A 17402-nucleotide genomic window follows, 5' to 3' on the forward strand; every position below is an offset into this window, starting at 1 on the left:
ACGGGTCAGGACAGTTTCCTGGACGTCTGGTCCGCCTTGCGCTCGGCCTTGTCGCCAAGCTTGCCCGCCTTCGCCTCGACCTTCGAGGCGGCCTCGTCCGTCAGGTCGGAGACCTTCTCCGAGGTCGCACGGGCCTTGTCCGTCGCCCACCGGGAGGCTCCGGCGGCGTTCTCCTTCATCGCGTCGGTCCACTGCTCGGAGTTCTTGCGGTACAGCGCGAAACCGACCGCGCCGACCGCGAGGCCGGTGAACAGCAGGAGCATCGGCCACTTCCTGGACCTGACAGGTGGCCGGGGATCGACCCTGCTCGCCGCCTGGGACAGCAGGGCGCTGACCTTGGGCGCTATCTGTTCCTCGAACGAGTGGGCCGCGGCGTCCAACTTCGGCGCCGCCCACTCCCTGGCCACGTAGATCTTGTCACCGGCGCTGCCACGCGCGTAGGCGGCCGCGTCGCGAGCGTGACCGGCGGCGTCCCGGGCCTGGCTGGCCATCGGACCGACCTTCTCGGATGCGAGGTCGCCGACACGGTTGACCTGAGCCTTCATCTGATGCAGCCGACTGTCCGGAATCACGATCGTATGACGCTTTCCAAAAAGTGTAAGAGGCACGTTAACCTCCCCAGTTGTCTGGGCCCCGTTGCGTCCCCTTCCCGCTCGAAGGCGGATCAATCATCGCTGGTCGTGGGAGGATGCTGAGTGGATCGGCTGTCGCCGAGGCCACTGATAGATCACCTGAACGCCATGAAACTGCATATCGCAGAGGTCCTGACCACCGACATGAAGGGGGAGCCCGATCGTGGCTGAGAATCTGATCGCGACCCTGAAGACCAATCGCGGCACGGTGAAGATCCAGCTCTTCCCGAACCACGCGCCCAAGACGGTGCGTAACTTCGTCGAGCTGGCGGAGGGCACCCGCGAGTGGGTGCATCCGGAGACGGGGGAGAAGCAGCAGAACACCAAGCTCTACGACGGCACGATCTTCCACCGGGTCATCGATGGTTTCATGATCCAGGGCGGTGACCCGCTGGGTGAGGGCATCGGCGGCCCGGGTTACAAGTTCGACGACGAGATCCACCCGGACCTGTACTTCAACCGTCCCTACCTGTTCGCCATGGCGAACGCGGGCATCGTCGCAGGCCGTGGCACCAACGGCTCGCAGTTCTTCATCACCGTGGTCCCCACGTCGCACCTGAACGGCAGGCACACCATCTTCGGTGAGGTCGTCGAGGGCAAGGACGTCGTGGACGCCATCGCCAAGACCAAGACCGACGGCCGCGACCGGCCCGTCGAGCCGGTCGTCCTGGAGTCGGTCACGATCGACCGCGTCCAGGGCTGAGGCTCCTGGCGGCCTCCCCGGACCGGTTCTCACTGTGACGACCGTGACCGGGGAGGCCGCTGTGGCCGTACAGGGGACTTTTCCCTGGTGCGTGTGCTCAGGATCATGAATAGGCTGGCAGTCTGTGGATGACAGCACGGTCGAAGGGGCCATCGAGACGCCATGACCACACCGCCACCACCCAGCGAGCCGGAGACGGCAGCCGTTCCCACGTGTTACCGGCACCCGGGCCGCGAGACCTACGTCCGCTGCCAGCGCTGTGACCGGTCCATCTGCCCCGACTGCATGCGCGAGGCCTCGGTCGGCTTCCAGTGCCCCGAGTGCGTCGCGGAGGGCAACAAGACCGTACGGCAGGCGCAGACGGCCTTCGGCGGCAGGGCGGTCACGACCCCCAGGGCCACCTGGACACTGCTCGTCCTCAACGTCCTGGCCTACGTCGCCGAGACCCTCGCCCCCGGCCCTGTGATCTACGGCTTCCAGATGGACGCGGGCGCCGTCTACCACGGCGAGTGGTGGCGCCTGCTCACCGGTGCGTTCCTGCACGCGCCGCTGGCCAACGGCTCGTTCGCGATCACCCACATCCTGTTCAACATGTGGGCCCTCTACGTCATCGGTCCCGAGCTCGAACGGCGCCTCGGCTCACTGCGCTTCCTGGCGCTCTATCTGCTGTCCGCGCTCGGCGGGGCGGTGGCCGTCTACCTGTTCGGCATCGCCGCGGTCGGCGCCTCCGGTGCGATCTACGGCATGTTCGGCGCGCTGTTCGTGGTCTCCAGGCGGCTGGGCTACAACGCCCGCGGTGTGCTCCTGCTGATCGTCGCCAACGCGGTGATCACCTTCGCGGTCCCCGGCATCAGCTGGCAGGGGCACCTGGGTGGTCTGATCACCGGCACCGTGGTCGGCGTCATCCTCGCCTACGCCCCGCAGCGCAACCGGAACGTGGTCCAGTGGGGCGGGTGCGCCGTGGTGCTCCTCGCGCTGGCCGCGGTGGTCATGACGCTGCCGCCGTACATCTACCAGCTGCAGCTCGGTTTCCCCGGCTGATCGCTCGATCCACACCCTGATGCTTCCCCAGGGTGTGGATAAACGCTGTGGAAAAAACTAACGCCAGCGGGTGGAGAGAACCACACCGAAGATGATGAAGGCGAACCCGATCAGCAGGTTCCAGTTCTGCAGGAGGATGATGCCGGGCGCGCGGGGCGCGACGTAGTAGACGGCGATCCACAGGACCCCGATGATCCAGGAGGCCACCATGACCGGCGCCAACCAGCGCGGGCTCATCTTGACCTGCTGGGAGGTCTGCGGAGGCGTGTAAACCGCCTTCTTACGGGTCTTGGGCTTGGGCACTGGGGCTCTCCTGCGTCAACCCTGCGCGGTCGGATCATGCGCAGGCCGTGTCAACTAGCGTAGTCGCTGGTGGCGAAGACCCGAGTAAGAATAGTCGGGACACCCATGTCATGGCGATCCCATAGCGTGCCATAACCGCGCAAACCTTGGTTCAACGCCGTGATTTCCTCCGGTTGTGAGGGATTCGCCGTCATTACCGTGAGCCCGTGAGAGCCATACTGCGGGTTTCCGGAGAAGTGAGCATGACCGCCGGGGTGGTCGTGTTGTTCTTCTGCGCGTACCTGCTGTGGGGAACGGGGTCCTACACGGCGCGGCGGCAGGCGGAGCTGCGCGAGGGCTTCCGCGCCGGTCTTCCCGCGCTCACGGCCCTGCTCGGGGCCCCGCCTGCGGTCCCGCCCGCGACCGGGGTCCGCCCCGTCCAGGAGCGGCTGCCCGCCTGGTTCAGGAAGGGGGACGCGCTGGCGCTGCTCAGGATTCCCCGGTTCGGCGCGGACTACGAGTACGCCGTCGTCGAGGGCGTCGGCTGGGACCAGCTGCGGACGGGGCCGGGGCACTACCCGGGCACCGCCCTACCCGGCGAAGTAGGAAATTTCGTGCTTTCTGGGCATCGAACCACTTATGCGGCGCCGTTCAACAGGCTCGGGGAACTGCGCCGGGGTGACGAGATCGTGGTCGAGACCCGGCAGGCCGGCTACACCTACCGGGTCACCGGCGAGCGCGTCGTCGACCCGGGACAGGTGGACGTCATCGCCCCCGTCCCCGGCGTGCCGGGCCGCAGACCGACCAAGGCCGTGATCACGCTGTCCACCTGCCATCCGGAGTACTCCGCCGCCCAGCGGCTCATCGTCTCCGGCGAACTCGTCCGGCGCGAGGACCGCCGGGGATAGGACGACCGACATGTACGGCAGGCTCTGGCGTTCGCTTCCCGGCCCCCTCGCGGTCAGGACGCTCACCCTCGTGGCGCTCGTGGCGGCGACGGCCGCCCTGCTGTGGTTCGTCGCCTTCCCCTGGGTCGAACCCCGCCTGCTCCTCGACCCCGCCCTCCCGGACCGCTGAGCCGTACGGCACGGACCTGCCATGCGAGGGGCCGTACGAGGGGCCGAGGAAAGGCCGGAGAAAACTCCGGCGAACCCGTGTAACGCTCACGATGCCCTGAACGACTAACCAGTGAGCCCTTCCGCCATCGCCCCCGAGTGGCGGAAGGGCTCTTCTCCTTTCCTGAGACCGGAGGCGCCAACGATCTCCGGAGCCGGGAACGCCCTCCGGAGCCGGGAACGAACGAGGACCCCCGCCAGACGGCGGAGGTCCTCAGGGAAAACCCAGGTCAGAGGCTCAGCTCAGGTCTCCGTCACCGGAGTTGTCGAAGATCGAGCCGTCGTCGGTCTCCGTCGGCTCAGGGTCAGGCTGCTGGTCGTCGGTGGGCTGCTCGTCGGGATAGTCGGTGGTCGGCTGCTCGGTCGGCTGCGGGGGCTGCCCGCTGGAGACGAGCAGCGTGATCGTGGTGCCGGGGTTCAGCTTGGTGCCCGCCTGGGGAGCCTGGCTGAGGACGGTGCCCTCCGGCAGGTCGCTCGGCTGCTCGACCACCTTGGTCTTGAAGCCCGCGTCCTTGAGCATCCGGGTGGCGTCCTCGACCGTGAGGTTGGCCACGCCCGGCACCTCGACGGCCTCCTTGGGCACGTAGATCCGGACCGTGCTCTCCTTGGCCGCCTTCTCACCGGCCGCGGGGTCGGACTGGAACACCTTGCCCTGCGGACGGCTGGACACCTTGCTCTGCACGCTGACCTTGAAGCCCTTGTTCTCAAGGGCCGAGGTCGCCTCCTCGACGGTCATGTTGAGCACGTCGGGCACCTCGACCTTCTCGATGCCCTTGGAGACCTTCAGGGTGACCACGGTGTTCTTGTCGACCTCGGTGGTCGCGGCCGGGTCGGTGTCGATGACCGTGTCCTTCGGCAGCTTGTCGTCGAAGGTCTCCTCGATCTTCACCTGCAGCCCAAGGTCGGTCAGCGTCTTCTTCGCCGCGGCGACGGTCTGCGTGGCCAGCTCGGGGATCTTCACCTTCGTCGCCGCGGTGTTGCCGCCCGGCGCGCTCAGGAACATGTAGCCGACGCCGATGAAGGCACCGATGATCAACAACGGGACCAGGATCCACGCCGCCGTCTTGACCGCGGTGTTTCCGCTCTGCTGGCGGCGACGGCCGCGCTCCGGCCTGCCGCCGTCCTGCTGGCCGTACTCGTAGGGGGGAACCGCGGTGGTGCGCTGGGTCGAGGGGCCCTCGGGCATCGGGGCCTGCTGCTGCATGGTGCGGGTGGCCCCGCCGTAGCCGCCTGCGGCCATGGCCGTCGTCTGGGCGTCGGTCGGCATGCCCGACATGGCCCGCTGGATGTCGGCCCGCATCTCCGCCGCGCTCTGGTAGCGCTGCGCCGGGTCCTTGGCCATCGACTTCAGCACGATGGCGTCGGCCCACGCGGGGATTTCGGGGTCGATCTGCGAGGGCGGGATCGGGTCCTCGCGCACGTGCTGGTAGGCGATCGCGACGGGGGAGTCACCGGTGAAGGGCGGCTGCCCGGTCAGCAGTTCGTACAGCACGCAGCCGGTCGAGTACAGGTCGCTGCGCGCGTCGACCCGCTCACCACGGGCCTGCTCCGGCGACAGGTACTGGGCGGTTCCGATGACCTGCGCGGTCTGCGTCATGGTCGCGGCCGAGTCGGCCATCGCGCGGGCGATGCCGAAGTCCATGACCTTGACGTCGCCGTTGCGGGTGATCATGATGTTCGCCGGCTTGATGTCCCGGTGGACGATCCCGCCGCGGTGGCTGTAGTCGAGCGCCCGCAGGATGCCGTCGACCAGCTCGGCCGCGCGCTCCGGCATCAACCGCCGGTCGGCGCGCAGCAGGTCGCGCAGCGTGCGACCGTCGACGTACTCCATCACGATGTACGGCACCGGCGCGCCGTCCGTCACGTCCTCACCCGTGTCGTAGACCGCGACGATGGACGGGTGGTTCAGTGACGCGGCGGACTGCGCCTCGCGGCGGAAACGGGCCTGGAAGATGTGATCCCTGGCCAGGTCCGCGCGAAGGGTCTTGATGGCGACGATCCGATCCAGCCGGATGTCTCGTGCGCGGTAGACCTCGGCCATGCCGCCACGCCCGACGACGCCGTCAAGCTCGTAGCGATCGCCGAGGCGTCGGGGCTGAGTCATTTCCTGCACTGTCCCTTACCGTTCATCTTGGGTGCCGCTGGCCTCTTGGGCCACCGGTGTCCATCTTCGACCTGTTGCCACATCACGTCTCCCCGGTCGGCTCGTTCGTTTCGCCGGTTGTGGGGCTACTGCTCGGGGTGGGGCTGGGAGTCGCCGGCGGGCTCGTGGTGGGCGTCGGGGTCGGGGTGGACGGACTGGGGCTGGGCGATGGTGACGTCGTCGGCCGGACGCTCGGAGAGGCCGATGTGCTTACCGTAGCCGAAGGCGTGGGCGTAGTCCTGACCGACTTTGTCGGAGCCACCGGCGGTCTCGTCCACGCGGGCTTCGTTTTGCGTGGCTTGACGGCAGGGGTCCTGGTCACCGAGGCGGTCGTCGGAATGACCGGTTCCGATGGGCCGGTGTGGCCCGCGGGAACCGTCGCGTCCCTCACCACCAGGGTGCCGAGCCCGAAGGCGGCGGCGCATCCCGCGACCGCGGCGACGACCATTGTCGTGCGCCGCAGCGCCGTACGACGCCGGGAGACCCGGGTGATCTCCGGCGAGGACGGCTGGGCGGGCTGGGACGGCGGGGTCGCGGGCGTCGCGTCGGGCAGGGGCGGGGTGACCGGGGCTGCGGAGATCTCCCTCGGCCACTCGCCCGCGGGCTCGGGACGCCACCCGGCCGGATCGGTGAGCATGGCCAGGTCGGAGGAGTCGGAGACCGCGCCGGCCGTCACGACGCCGCGCAGCGTCGTCGCCCGCTGGACCAGTTCGCCGGCGCTCTCCGGGCGCAGCGTCGGGTCCTTCTCCAGACACGCCATCACCAGGTCGCGCACCACCAGCGGAACGCTCAGCGGCAGCGGCGGAGGGGTGGCGTTGATGTGCATGAGCGCGACCGCCACCTGGGTGTCCGCGACGAACGGCGGCCTGCCCGCCAGGCACTCGTAGGCCACCACGCCCAGCGAGTAGATGTCGGTCGCGAAGGTCAGCGGCGAGCCCGAGGCCTGTTCCGGGCTGAGGTACTGGGCGGTGCCGAGCACCGTGCCGGTCAGGGTCACCGGCGCGGCCTCAAGCGCCCTGGCGATGCCGAAGTCGGTGATCTTGATCACTCCGGCCCCGGTGACGAGCAGGTTGCCGGGCTTGATGTCGCGGTGGATGATGCCCGCGTTGTGCGCGGCCCGCAGCCCCTTGGCGGTCTGGTGGATCACGTCGAGGGTGACCTCGGTCCCCAGGGCGCCGTCGCGGGACAGGATGTTCGCCAGCGACTCGCCGGGCACCAGCTCCATGACGAGGTAGGCGACGTCCTCGGCCTCGCCGTAGTCGAAGACCTGCGCGATGGCCGGGTCGGCGAGCCGCGCCGCGAACCTGGCCTCCATCCTGAAGCGGTCACGGAAGGTCGAGTCGGAGGCCACGTGGCTGCGCAGCAGCTTGACCGCGACCTCCCGGCCGAGAAGTTCGTCCTTCGCCCGCCACACCTCGCCCATGCCGCCCGTAGCGATCCGCCCGAGCGGGCGGTATCGGCCTCCGAGCAGGGCGGTCATCTGCCCAGCACCGCTTCCATCACGCTCTTGGCGATCGGGGCGGCGGTGTGACCGCCGGAGGCGTCGTCACCGGCGCTGCCCGACTCGACGATGAGCGCCAGGGCGACCTTGGGGTCCTCGGCGGGGGCGAAGGAGATGAACCACGCGTGCGGAGCCCTGCCCTTGACGGTCTCGGCGGTGCCGGTCTTGCCCGCGACGGAAACGCCGGGGATCTGCGCCGCGTTGGCGGTGCCGTTGCTGACGACGCTGACCATCATCTCCGTGAGCTTGTTCGCGTTCTCCTCGCTCATCGCGGTGGACAGCTTGTCGGGGTCGGCCGAGTCGATCTCGCCACCCTCGGCGTCGGCGATCTTGTTGACGAGGTACGGCTTCATGACCACGCCGTCGTTGGCGATGCCCGCCGCGACCAGAGCCATCTGCAGCGGCGTCATCTGGTTGCTGCGCTGGCCGATCGAGGTCTGGGCCAGGGCGGCCAGGTCCTCCTCGGGGCCGATCCCGCTGCCCGCGACGTCCATCGGGATCTTCAGCGGCTCGCCGCCGATGCCGAACTTCTCGGCCTGCTCCTTCATCGCGTCGTAGCCCAGGCTCATCGCGATCTTGGCGAACGGGGTGTTGCAGGAGCGTTCGAGGGCGAAGGTCAGCGTCACCCGCCCTGAGCCGCACGCGGCACCGCCGTAGTTGGGCAGGTCGGCGCTGGTGTTGGGCAGGTCGAGCACCTGCGGGGCGTCCACCTGCGTCTGCGGGCCGACGCTGTCGTCGCTGTCCAGGTAGGCCGCCAGGGTGACCACCTTGAAGGTCGAGCCCGGCGGGTAGCTGCGCTCGATCGCCCGGTCGACCAGCGGTTTGTCCTCGTCCTTGTCGAGCTTGTTGTAGGCCTTGTTGACCGTGGCCTTGTCCGGGCCGACCAGCGTGTTGGGGTCGTAACTGGGGACCGAGACCATGGCGAGGATCGCGCCCGTCTTCGGCTCGATCGCGACCAGGGCGCCCTTCTTGCCGCTGGCGCTCAGCGCCCGGTAGGCCGCCTCCTGCGCCCTGGGGTTGATCGTCAGGTCGACGTTGGCGCCCTTGGTCCGCTCACCCGTGATCAGGTCGAGGCCGCGCCGGATCAGCAGGTCGGGGCTTGAGCCGTTGAGCAGCGGGTTCTCCGCGGCCTCCATGTCGCGCTCGCTCTCCGGGGCGAAGAACCCGGTGATGGGCGCGTAGATCTTGCCGCCCGGATAGCGCCGCTGGAAGCGGAACTGGTTGTCGCCGGTGTCCACGGACTCGGCGAGCACCTTGTCGCCCGCGGTGATCCGGCCCCGCTCGACCTCGTAGCGGGCGTAGAAGTTGCGGACGTTGTGCGGGTCGGAGCGCAGCCCGTCGGCCCGTACGGCCTGCAGGTAGTTCACGTTGAGCATGAGCAGGCCGAACATCACCAGGCAGGCCACGGCAACGCGCTTGAGGGGAGCGTTCATCGCTGGAACACCTGCGTCATTCCTTCGTCCTGGATGGCCTGGGGCGGGGGCTTCCTGGCACTGTCCGACATGCGTACCAGCAACGCGATAAGGATCCAGTTAGCCAGCAGTGCCGAACCACCCTGGGACATGAAGGGGGTGACCAGGCCGGTCAGCGGGATCAGGTTGGTCACGCCGCCGACGATGATGAAGACCTGCCAGGCCAGGATGAACGAAAGACCGCCGGCCAGCAGCTTGGAGAACGGGTCGCGGGCCACGATCGAGGTGCGCAGGCCGCGTTCGACGATCAACGCGTAGATCATCAGCAGCGCCATCAGGCCGGTCAGTCCGAGTTCCTCGCCGGTGGCGGGGAAGATGAAGTCGGAGAAGGCCAGCGGGATCTTGTAGGGGTACCCCTGACCAAGTCCGGTGCCGACGATGCCGCCCTGCCCCATCGCGAACAGGCCCTGAAGGAGCTGGAAGCTGCCGCCGGGCTTGTCGTACAGGGCGGGGTCGTAGGGGTGCAGGTAGACGGTGAAGCGGTCCTGCACGTGGCTGAAGAGCATCCCGGCCAGGATCGCGCCGCCGACGAAGAGCAGGATGCCGATCAGCACCCACGAGGTGCGCTGGGTCGCGATGTAGAGCATCGCGATGAACGTGCCGAAGATCAGCAGCGAGGATCCGAGGTCCTTCTGCATCACCAGTACGGCCAGGCTGAAACCCCAGGTGATGAGGACCGGGCCGAGGTCGCGGGCACGGGGCAGGTCGATGAACAGCAGCCGTCGCCCGGCCAGTGCCAGCACGTCACGCTTGGCGACGAGGTAACCGGCGAAGAAGATGACCAGCGCGAGCTTGGCGAACTCGGCGGGCTGGAGACTGGCGCCGCCGACGCCGATCCAGATGCGGGCGCCGTTGATCTCCTTGCCGAGGAACGGGATGAGCGGGGAGACCAGCAGCAGCAGGCCCGCCGCTCCCGCGGTATAGGTCAGACGCTGCAGCGCGCGGTGGTCGCGCAGCACGATCAGCGTCACGGAGAACAGCACGACGCCGACGCCGGTCCACACGAGCTGGTTGGTCGCCGAGGCCCCCGGCATCTTCGCCTGCTCCATGCGGTAGATCATCACCAGGCCGAGCCCGTTGACCACGGTCACCAGCGGCAGGATCAGCGGGTCGGCCCAGGGGGCGAACTTCGCCAGCACGAGGTAGGCGGCCAGCATGAATCCGCCGAGGCCGAGGCCGTAGGTGAGCATGCCTGCGGGAACCCGGCCGTCGATGGCCAGGCCCACGTTGGCGTAGGCGCCCATCACGATCACGACCGCGAAGGCGAGCATCACCAACTGGGCCACTCGCCGTTTGGCGGGCAGGGGGACGAGCTCGACGCTTGGGGTGCTCATATATCTACTTTGTCGGGTCCGGGGTGGGAGTGCCGCTCGACTGGGGGGTCTGCTTGTCCTTCCCGGTCGCCTTCGGGGTGGGTTCGGGCTTCTGGGGGGGCGTCGAGGACTTCAGCTCCGCGATCTTCTTCAGGCCCGCCTCGACGCTGGGGACGGGGATGCCGTCGCGTACCTGGCCCTGCTGGAACGCGCCAAGGGTTGAGATCGACTCCGTGGTGCTCCGGGCGACGTCGAAGAGCTGGAAGGGGCCGAGGTTGGTTTTCACGCCTTGGAAAACCACGATCTCGTCACCTTTAGCTCCCACGAAATATTGATCTTCAAGCCATTGTGTCCCGAAATACCACCCTAGGCTGCCACCGACGAGGACGACGCCGCCCACCGAGGCCAGAAGCGGCCACAGGCGGCGGCGCCTGACCGGCCGCGCCGCCGCCCTGGCGACGGGTTCGTCGAACTCGTCGTCGGTGATGACCGGCTGCGGCATGGTGACGACGCCCGCGTGGCCCACGTGGCCGGCGGGGGCGTCCGACGGGGAGGGCTGCCTGATGGACCCGGCGGCACCGACGACGGCCGCGTCGACGGGCAGGGCGGTCCCCTCGTCGACGTCGAGCACGTCGGCGAGCACGCAGGTGATGTTGTCGGGACCACCTCCCCGGTTGGCCAGGTCGATGAGCGCGCGGACCGCGGCCTCGGGGTCGTCGATCGTGGACAGCGCCTGGTGCAGCGTCTCGGCGCTCACCACCCCGGACAGGCCGTCGGAGCACAGCAGGTAGCGGTCGCCGATCTGGGCCTCGCGCAGGGACAGGTCGGGCTCGACCTCGCCGCTGCCGTCGAGCGCCCGCAGCAGGATCGACCGCTGGGGATGGGTGGCGGCCTCCTCCTGGGTGATCCGGCCGTCGTCGACCAGTGACTGCACGAGAGTGTGGTCGTGGGTGATCTGGTACAGCTCGCCGGAGCGCAGCAGATAGGCGCGTGAGTCGCCGACGTGGACCAGTGCCACCCTCGTGCCCGACCACAGCATGGCGGTCAGTGTGGTGCCCATGCCCTTGAGGCTGGGGTCGCCGCCGACCATCTGGTGGAGTCTGCGATTGGCGTCCCTGACCGCAGCCTCGATGGCGCCGAGCAGGTCGACACCCTGGGTGTCCTCGTCGAGGGAGGACATCGCGGCGATGGCGACCGAGCTGGCCACCTCGCCGTGCGCGTGGCCGCCCATGCCGTCGGCGACGGCGAGCAGTCGGCCGCTTGCGTACGCCGAGTCCTCGTTGCCTTCACGCAGGAGGCCGACGTCCGAGCGGGCGGCGTAACGGAGTGCGATGGTCATTTGCGCAATTCGATGACGGTCTTACCGATGCGGATCGGAACACCGAGCGGCACCGGAGTCGGACGGGTGACTTTGGAGCGGTCGAGGTATGTTCCGTTGGTAGAACCGAGATCTTCCACGATCCACTGACCGTCCTGGGGGAAGAGCCGGGCGTGCCGGCTGGAGGCGTAGTCGTCGCTGACCACCAGGGTGGCGTCGGTCGCCCTGCCGATGGTGATCGGAGTCTCCGACAGGGTGATGGTCGTGCCCTGCAGGGGGCCGCCGGTGACGACCATCTGCCGGGGCTCCCCCTTCCTGGGCTTGGCGACGACGGGCTTGGCGGCCTTGGGGGCCTTGCGGGCGGGGATCGGCGCGCCGGCGCGTGATCCGAACAAGTCTGTCCGGATCACACCTACCGCGGCGATCACGAAGAACCACAGCACCGCCAGGAACGCGAGGCGGATCAGTAGCAGCGTGAGCTCGGACATGAACCGTCTGTTTACCTTTAATCGCGCCGGAAAACCAGAGTCGTCCGCCCCAGCGTCACGCGAGTGCCGTTCTGGAGCTCGACCCGGCGCACCGGCTGGCCGTTGACGAAGGTGCCGTTCGTCGAGCCCAGATCGACGAGCACGACCTGCGGCCCCTCGACCCGGAGCTCGGCGTGGTGCCGGGAGACCCCGGGGTCGACCAGCCGAAGATCGCAGTCGGTGCCCCTGCCGAGCAGGGTCACCGGGGTCGTCAGGTCGAAGGAGCGCTGGCCCTGCGGGTCGTCCTGGGTGGAGACCAGCAGACGGGGGCGTCCGTTGAAGGCGTGGGGCCGGGCAGGAGGTACGTCGCTCACCGGCTGGCGGATCTCGTCCTGCTCGACCGTCGCCCCGCGGATCACCCCGGAGCGGATGCGGAACAGGCCGACGGCCAGGTCCTCGGCCGTCTCGAACCGGACCCGCACGGGGCCGACGAAGGAGTAGCCCTGTTCCTTGGCGTACTCCCTGGCGAGGTTGGCCAGTTCGTGGCTGATGCTGTCGGCGTAGACGTCGAGGCGCTCGCTGTCGGTCGTCGACAGCTCGACCACGAAGTCGTTCGGCACGAGGGTCCTGCCCTGCGCGACGATCGCCGCCCGTTCGTCCATCTCCCGCTGGACCGCGCTGGCCACCTCGACCGGCTGAAGGTCGGATTTGAACGCCCGCGCAAAGGCCCCCTCAACCAGACCTTCGAGCCTCCGCTCGAAGCGCTGAAGGACTCCCACCGGGTCCCTCCCTTCTTCCGTCTATGTAGGTCACGGCCGCCCGGGGCTGTTCCTCGCTCTCTCGCGCCCCTGCTGCTCCGCTCGCGTCTAGGAGGATCGTATCCGGGTTCGTGGGTATCGGCTGATCCGTGCTAATGTTTCAGCGCACCCAACAAGGGCGGGTGGCGGAACGGCAGACGCGCACGGTTCAGGTCCGTGTGTCCGAAAGGACGTGAGGGTTCAAATCCCTCCTCGCCCACTCGATCAAGACCCCGGTCGCGAAAGCGCCGGGGTCTTTTCGTTGCATCTGGGGCGCTGTCGCGCATCGGGACCGTCCGAAGGGTGGCGGTTGCGGGCTGGTCGGTGATCAAACTAGTCGTTCGCTTCCTCGTGGAGAAGTCCCGGTCACTCGAATATGTAGCGCCCTGCCCTTTCTGGCCGCTTTCGACCTGCTTGCAGGCGTCCGTACGGCGAAGCTGATTACGCTGACAGAGAAACGGGCCGGTGGGAGGACGTCTCCCACCGGCCCGAGTGCTCCAAAGATCTACCGTGCGGCCAGCACCCGCATGTCCAGCAGTTCGCCGAGCAGGTCGGTGAGGCTGACCATGCCGGTCACCCTCTCCCCGTCGGTCACCAGGCCCACGTGGGCGTGGGCCTCCTGCAGGGCGGAGACCGCCTCGGGGATCGTGGTGTCCCGGCCGAGGAGCGGCACCGGGCGGGCCAGCTCCGCAGGGGAGGCCTCAGGGCGGACCAGGGCGTCCCTGACGTGCAGCACGCCCAGGACCTCGCCGGGCCGTTCCGAGGTCACCAGCAGGCGCAGGTGCCCGCTCTCCGCGGCGACCTCGCGAACCTGCTCGCCGGTGGCGTCCCCGGGGACGCACGCCACCCGTGCCAGGGGCAGCGCCAGCCGTTCGATGGGCTGCTGGTGCACCCGCAGGGCCCGGGTGAGCAGGTCGTGCTCGGCGCGGTCGAGCAGGCCCATCCGGCCCGACTCACCGACCAGCATCGCTAGCTGGACCGGGGTCCTGGTGGTGGCCAGCTCGTCCCTCGGGCGCACGCCGAACAGGCCGAGCACCCCGTTGGTCAGGCCGTTGAGCCCGGCCAGCACCGGGCGGACCACCCGCGTGAAGGCGCGGAACGGCAGGGCCAGGCCGATCGCCGCGATCTCGGGGTGGGTCAGCGCCCACGACTTGGGGGCCATCTCGCCGACCACCATGTGCAGGAAGGTGATCACCGCGAGCGCGATCACCAGCGAGATGGGCACCTGCAGCGACTCGGGCACGCCGATCGCCCCGAAGACCGGTTCGAGCAGGTGCTCGACGGCGGGCTCGGTCACCATGCCCAGGCCCAGGGAGCACAGCGTGATGCCCAGCTGCGCCCCGGCCAGCATCAGGGACAGCTCCCTGCCCCCTCGTACGGCGGCGCGGGCGGCCACGCGGGTCATCCTGCCGCCCCTGCCCGCGAGCTCCTCAAGACGGTGCCTGCGGGCCGAGATGACCGCGAACTCGGCGGCCACGAAGAAGGCGTTGCCGATCAGCAGCGCGACGCCGAGCAGTAGGGCCCCGGTGGTGCTCATCGGCCGTTCACCGCCTGCCTGCGCTCATTGGGCCGGGGTACGGCCAAGGCGTGTTCCCCGCTTTCTGAGGAGTCCTCGGCTAAGTCGGCCCGCTCGGGAGCGGGGAAGGCCAGCCGTACCCACTCGGGGACCCTGCGGTGGACCGAGAGCACGGTGAGGGTGGCCTCGGCCTCCTGCTCGCCGTCGTCGTCGAGCGGGTCGCTCTCCAGGGCCAGGGTGACGGTGACCCGGTCGCCGGGCTCGGCCATCCTGCCAAGGGTGGCCAGGACCAGGCCCGCGACGGTGTCGTAGTCGTCGCTCTCGGGCAGCGAGAGCCTGGTCGCGCGCTCGATCTCGTCGAGTCTGAGCGTGCCGGGCAGGTCCCAGGTGCCGTCGTCGTTGGCGACGACCCCTGCGGGCTCCGGGTCGTTCTCGTCGACCAGTTCGCCGACCAGTTCCTCGGCGAGGTCCTCGACGGTGACGACGCCCGCGAGCCCGCCGTACTCGTCGATGACGCAGGCCAGGTCGTCCATGGCGGCGCGCATGCGTTCGAGCACGACCGGCAGCGGCAGCGAGTCGGGGACCAGCAGGGCCGGGCGGGTGACGAGCTCGATCGGCCCGTCGGTCACGCGGGACCTCAGCAGCTCCCTGACGCCGGTGACCCCGGCGACCTCCTCGCCGTTGTCGTGGCGCAGCACCGGGTAGCGGGAGTGGCCGTGTTCGGCGACGGCGTCGAGAAGGTCGGAGATGGGGCGCTCGGCGCGCAGCAGCACCAGCCTGGGCCGCGGCACCATGACGTCCTCAGCGGTGCGGTCGCCGAACTCCAGCGCCCGTTCGAGCAGGTCGGAAAGGCGCGGCGGCAGGGCGCCGGAGGTCGCGGACTCGGAGATGATCCGTGACAGCTCCTCCGGGCTGGCGCCGTGCTCGACCTCCTCGATCGGCTCGACGCCGACCTTGCGCAGCAGGCCGGTCGCGGCGGAGTCGAACAGCCGGATCACCGGACCGGCGATCCTGAGGTAGACGAGCGTCGAGCGGGCGAGGAACTTGGCGACAGGCTCGGGCCGGGCGATACCGAGGTTCTTCGGGGCGAGTTCGCCGAAGACCATCTGGATGATCGTCGCCACGGCGACCGCCAGCGCGATCGCCACGCCGGGCACGGCGGCCGAGGGCACCCCGGCCCCTTCGAGAGGGGGGCGCAACACGGTCGCGATGGCCGGTTCCGAGATGAAGCCGACCAGCAGCGCGGTCACGGTGATGCCGAGCTGCGCGCCGGAGAGCATGAAGGACAGGCGTCCCGTCACCGTGAGCGCGCGTTCGGCCGCGGCGTCGCCGGCGTCGGCCTGCTCACGCAGAACGCCCCGGTCGGCGGCGACGAAGGCGAACTCCTGGGCGACGAAGTAACCGGTCGCGAGAGTGAGGAGCAGTACGGCCAGCAGGCCGAGAACCGTGTTCACCGGGTCCTTCCCCCGGCTGGGTCAGTGGTTCCCGTGCGTTCGCACGGGCAGGTACTCCACGGGTCCGAAGTGGACACGATCTTCCTTTCGAGCAGCGGTCGTCCTCTACGGTAACGATCCACGTGGGGGCCGATGTTTCCAGATCGGCCGACGATCCCATAGTTGGTTGATAACCACCCTTATATGTACTTATCCATAGCGAAAGCTTGGGCACACGCCTACGTGCGCCGGGACCGCGACGTAGCGTCGATAATGACGGTCTCATCGTGACTTCGAGAGGTGGCGGGAATACGACGTGGGCGACTGGACCGAGGACGACGACCGCACCCGTGCCCTGCGGCCGCCGGCGCCGGGTCCCGCGTCGCCGCGAGCGGCGGGCCAGCCCGCCTATCCGGCGCAGGGTTCCCCCAGGAACGTTCCCGGCGAGGAGCCAAGGGCCACCTCCCGGGTGTACGGCAAGCCCAGACAGGGATCGGGCAAGGTCAGGCCCCTGCAGCCTTCCTCAGGAGGCCCCGGCGAGCCGCCCTCGGGCTCGGGAGGCGCCCCGAGACGGTCGTGGCGGCCGAAGCGGCCGGGCAGGCTGGCCGTACAGATCCTGGTCGGGTTGCTCGTGGTGCTTCTGGTGGTCGCGATCGGCGGCTACTTCACGATCAACTCGCGGCTGAAGCGGGTGGACGCGCTCGGCGACTACGAGGGCCGTCCCGCCGACACCCCCGGCACCAACTGGCTGCTGGTCGGCTCCGACAGCCGCCAGGGCCTGACCAAGGCCCAGCGCAAGAAGTTCGCCACCGGTTCGGCCGTCGGGCGCAGGACCGACACGATGATGCTCCTGCACATCCCCGACACCGGTGACCGCCCGACCCTGGTCAGCCTTCCGCGTGACTCCTACGTGCCGATCGACGGCCACGGCCGGGGCAAGCTGAACTCGGCCTACGCCTTCGAGGGCGGCCAGAAACTGCTGCCCAAGACCGTCGAGCAGGTGACCGGCATCCGGATCGACCACTACATGGAGATCGGTTTCGGAGGCTTCGTCGGCATCGTGGACGCCATCGGCGGCGTCGAGATCGACGTCAAGCAGGACATCAAGGACCACAAGGCCGGGATCAACCTGAAGAAGGGCCGTCAGGTGCTGGACGGCGGGACCGCCCTCGGCTACGTCCGGACCCGCGCGACCGGCGCCATCCCCGACTTCGAGCGGACCCAGCGTCAGCGCCAGTTCTTCTCCGCCGTGGTGAAGAAGGCGGCCAGCCCCGGAGTGCTGCTCAACCCCTTCACCTCCATCCCGCTCGCCCTCAGCGCCGCGGACTCGGTCGAGGTCGGCGAGGAGACCGGCACCTTCGACCTGCTCTCCCTCGGCCTGGCGATGGGCGACAACCCGATCACGACCGTCGTCCCCGTCGGCTCCCTGCCGACCATCAACGGCCAGGCCGTCGTCCAGTGGGACCGGGCCAAGGCGCTGCGCATGTTCAAGGCCCTCGCCGAGGACAAGCCGGTCCCTCAGGACGTCCTGGGCAAGTGACTCACCCGGAGGCGGGGGGGGGGGGGGGGGCGCCCCCCCCCCCCCCCCCCCCCCCCCCCCCCCGGGGGGGCGCCCGCGGGGACCGGGGCCCCCCGGGGCGGCCCCCCCCCCCCCGGGGGGGGGGCTGGG

At 69.2% G+C, this 17402-nt stretch carries 16 protein-coding genes and 1 tRNA gene; 6 read left to right on the forward strand and 11 right to left on the reverse strand.

All coding sequences use genetic code 11. From position 1 onward, the window contains the following. Positions 1-5 precede the first annotated feature (5 nt). Positions 6-545 (reverse strand): hypothetical protein, encoded by a 540-nt coding sequence (locus tag ABZ470_RS09760; RefSeq protein WP_362911051.1) that lies wholly within the window; start codon positions 543-545, stop codon positions 6-8. 250 nt (positions 546-795) lie between these two features. On the opposite strand from ABZ470_RS09760, the gene ABZ470_RS09765 reads away from it, so the two are divergent. Next, entirely contained in the window at positions 796-1335 is a 540-nt protein-coding gene (locus ABZ470_RS09765) for a peptidylprolyl isomerase (RefSeq protein WP_362911052.1), read from the forward strand. A gap of 162 nt (positions 1336-1497) precedes the next feature. Continuing rightward, positions 1498-2376 (forward strand): rhomboid family intramembrane serine protease, encoded by an 879-nt coding sequence (locus ABZ470_RS09770; RefSeq protein ID WP_352013512.1) that lies wholly within the window; start codon positions 1498-1500, stop codon positions 2374-2376. 57 nt (positions 2377-2433) lie between these two features. Here ABZ470_RS09770 and ABZ470_RS09775 read toward each other — a convergent pair whose 3' ends face one another. Continuing rightward, positions 2434-2679 (reverse strand): cell division protein CrgA, encoded by a 246-nt coding sequence (locus ABZ470_RS09775; RefSeq protein ID WP_352013511.1) that lies wholly within the window; start codon positions 2677-2679, stop codon positions 2434-2436. Between the two features lie 206 nt (positions 2680-2885). Here ABZ470_RS09775 and ABZ470_RS09780 point away from each other — a divergent pair, with 206 nt between their 5' ends. Both ABZ470_RS09780 and ABZ470_RS09785 read left to right on the forward strand, forming a co-directional pair. Beyond that, complete coding sequence (locus ABZ470_RS09780; protein WP_362911053.1) at positions 2886-3566, forward strand: class E sortase; 681 nt, start codon at positions 2886-2888, stop codon at positions 3564-3566. A gap of 10 nt (positions 3567-3576) precedes the next feature. Continuing rightward, on the forward strand, positions 3577-3735 hold the full coding sequence (locus ABZ470_RS09785; RefSeq protein WP_362911054.1) for a hypothetical protein: 159 nt from the start codon (positions 3577-3579) through the stop codon (positions 3733-3735). A 276-nt stretch (positions 3736-4011) separates the two neighbouring features. On the opposite strand, the gene pknB is transcribed toward ABZ470_RS09785, so the two are convergent. From pknB to ABZ470_RS09820, 7 genes are all read right to left on the reverse strand, one after another. Next, positions 4012-5877, reverse strand: coding sequence for a Stk1 family PASTA domain-containing Ser/Thr kinase (gene pknB, locus ABZ470_RS09790; RefSeq protein ID WP_362783779.1), 1866 nt, complete (start codon positions 5875-5877; stop codon positions 4012-4014). 82 nt (positions 5878-5959) lie between these two features. Then, positions 5960-7396, reverse strand: coding sequence for a protein kinase (locus ABZ470_RS09795; RefSeq protein ID WP_362911055.1), 1437 nt, complete (start codon positions 7394-7396; stop codon positions 5960-5962). Next, positions 7393-8850, reverse strand: a complete 1458-nt coding sequence (locus ABZ470_RS09800; protein ID WP_362911056.1) for a penicillin-binding protein 2 — start codon at positions 8848-8850, stop codon at positions 7393-7395. The genes ABZ470_RS09795 and ABZ470_RS09800 overlap by 4 nt, the downstream gene beginning before the upstream one ends. Then, positions 8847-10223, reverse strand: coding sequence for an FtsW/RodA/SpoVE family cell cycle protein (locus tag ABZ470_RS09805; protein WP_362783788.1), 1377 nt, complete (start codon positions 10221-10223; stop codon positions 8847-8849). Before ABZ470_RS09805 ends, ABZ470_RS09800 begins: the two co-directional genes overlap by 4 nt. 4 nt (positions 10224-10227) lie before the next feature. Continuing rightward, the gene (locus ABZ470_RS09810) at positions 10228-11541 is read right to left on the reverse strand and encodes a Stp1/IreP family PP2C-type Ser/Thr phosphatase (protein ID WP_362911057.1); all 1314 of its coding nucleotides are present in this window, start codon (positions 11539-11541) and stop codon (positions 10228-10230) included. Further along, entirely contained in the window at positions 11538-12008 is a 471-nt protein-coding gene (locus tag ABZ470_RS09815) for an FHA domain-containing protein (RefSeq protein ID WP_352013503.1), read from the reverse strand. The genes ABZ470_RS09810 and ABZ470_RS09815 overlap by 4 nt, the downstream gene beginning before the upstream one ends. A gap of 17 nt (positions 12009-12025) precedes the next feature. Then, entirely contained in the window at positions 12026-12766 is a 741-nt protein-coding gene (locus tag ABZ470_RS09820) for a DUF3662 and FHA domain-containing protein (protein ID WP_352013502.1), read from the reverse strand. A gap of 155 nt (positions 12767-12921) precedes the next feature. On the opposite strand from ABZ470_RS09820, the gene ABZ470_RS09825 reads away from it, so the two are divergent. Beyond that, positions 12922-13004, forward strand: a tRNA-Leu gene (locus ABZ470_RS09825). A gap of 285 nt (positions 13005-13289) precedes the next feature. On the opposite strand, the gene ABZ470_RS09830 is transcribed toward ABZ470_RS09825, so the two are convergent. After that, entirely contained in the window at positions 13290-14321 is a 1032-nt protein-coding gene (locus ABZ470_RS09830) for a hemolysin family protein (protein WP_362911058.1), read from the reverse strand. Further along, complete coding sequence (locus tag ABZ470_RS09835) at positions 14318-15754, reverse strand: hemolysin family protein (protein WP_362911059.1); 1437 nt, start codon at positions 15752-15754, stop codon at positions 14318-14320. Before ABZ470_RS09835 ends, ABZ470_RS09830 begins: the two co-directional genes overlap by 4 nt. Before the next feature lie 295 nt (positions 15755-16049). Here ABZ470_RS09835 and ABZ470_RS09840 point away from each other — a divergent pair, with 295 nt between their 5' ends. Beyond that, the gene (locus ABZ470_RS09840; RefSeq protein ID WP_362911060.1) at positions 16050-17273 is read left to right on the forward strand and encodes an LCP family protein; all 1224 of its coding nucleotides are present in this window, start codon (positions 16050-16052) and stop codon (positions 17271-17273) included. The last annotated feature ends 129 nt before the right edge of the window (positions 17274-17402 follow it).

The organism is Streptosporangium sp. NPDC020072 (assembly GCF_040631445.1).
Classification (GTDB): domain Bacteria; phylum Actinomycetota; class Actinomycetes; order Streptosporangiales; family Streptosporangiaceae; genus Streptosporangium.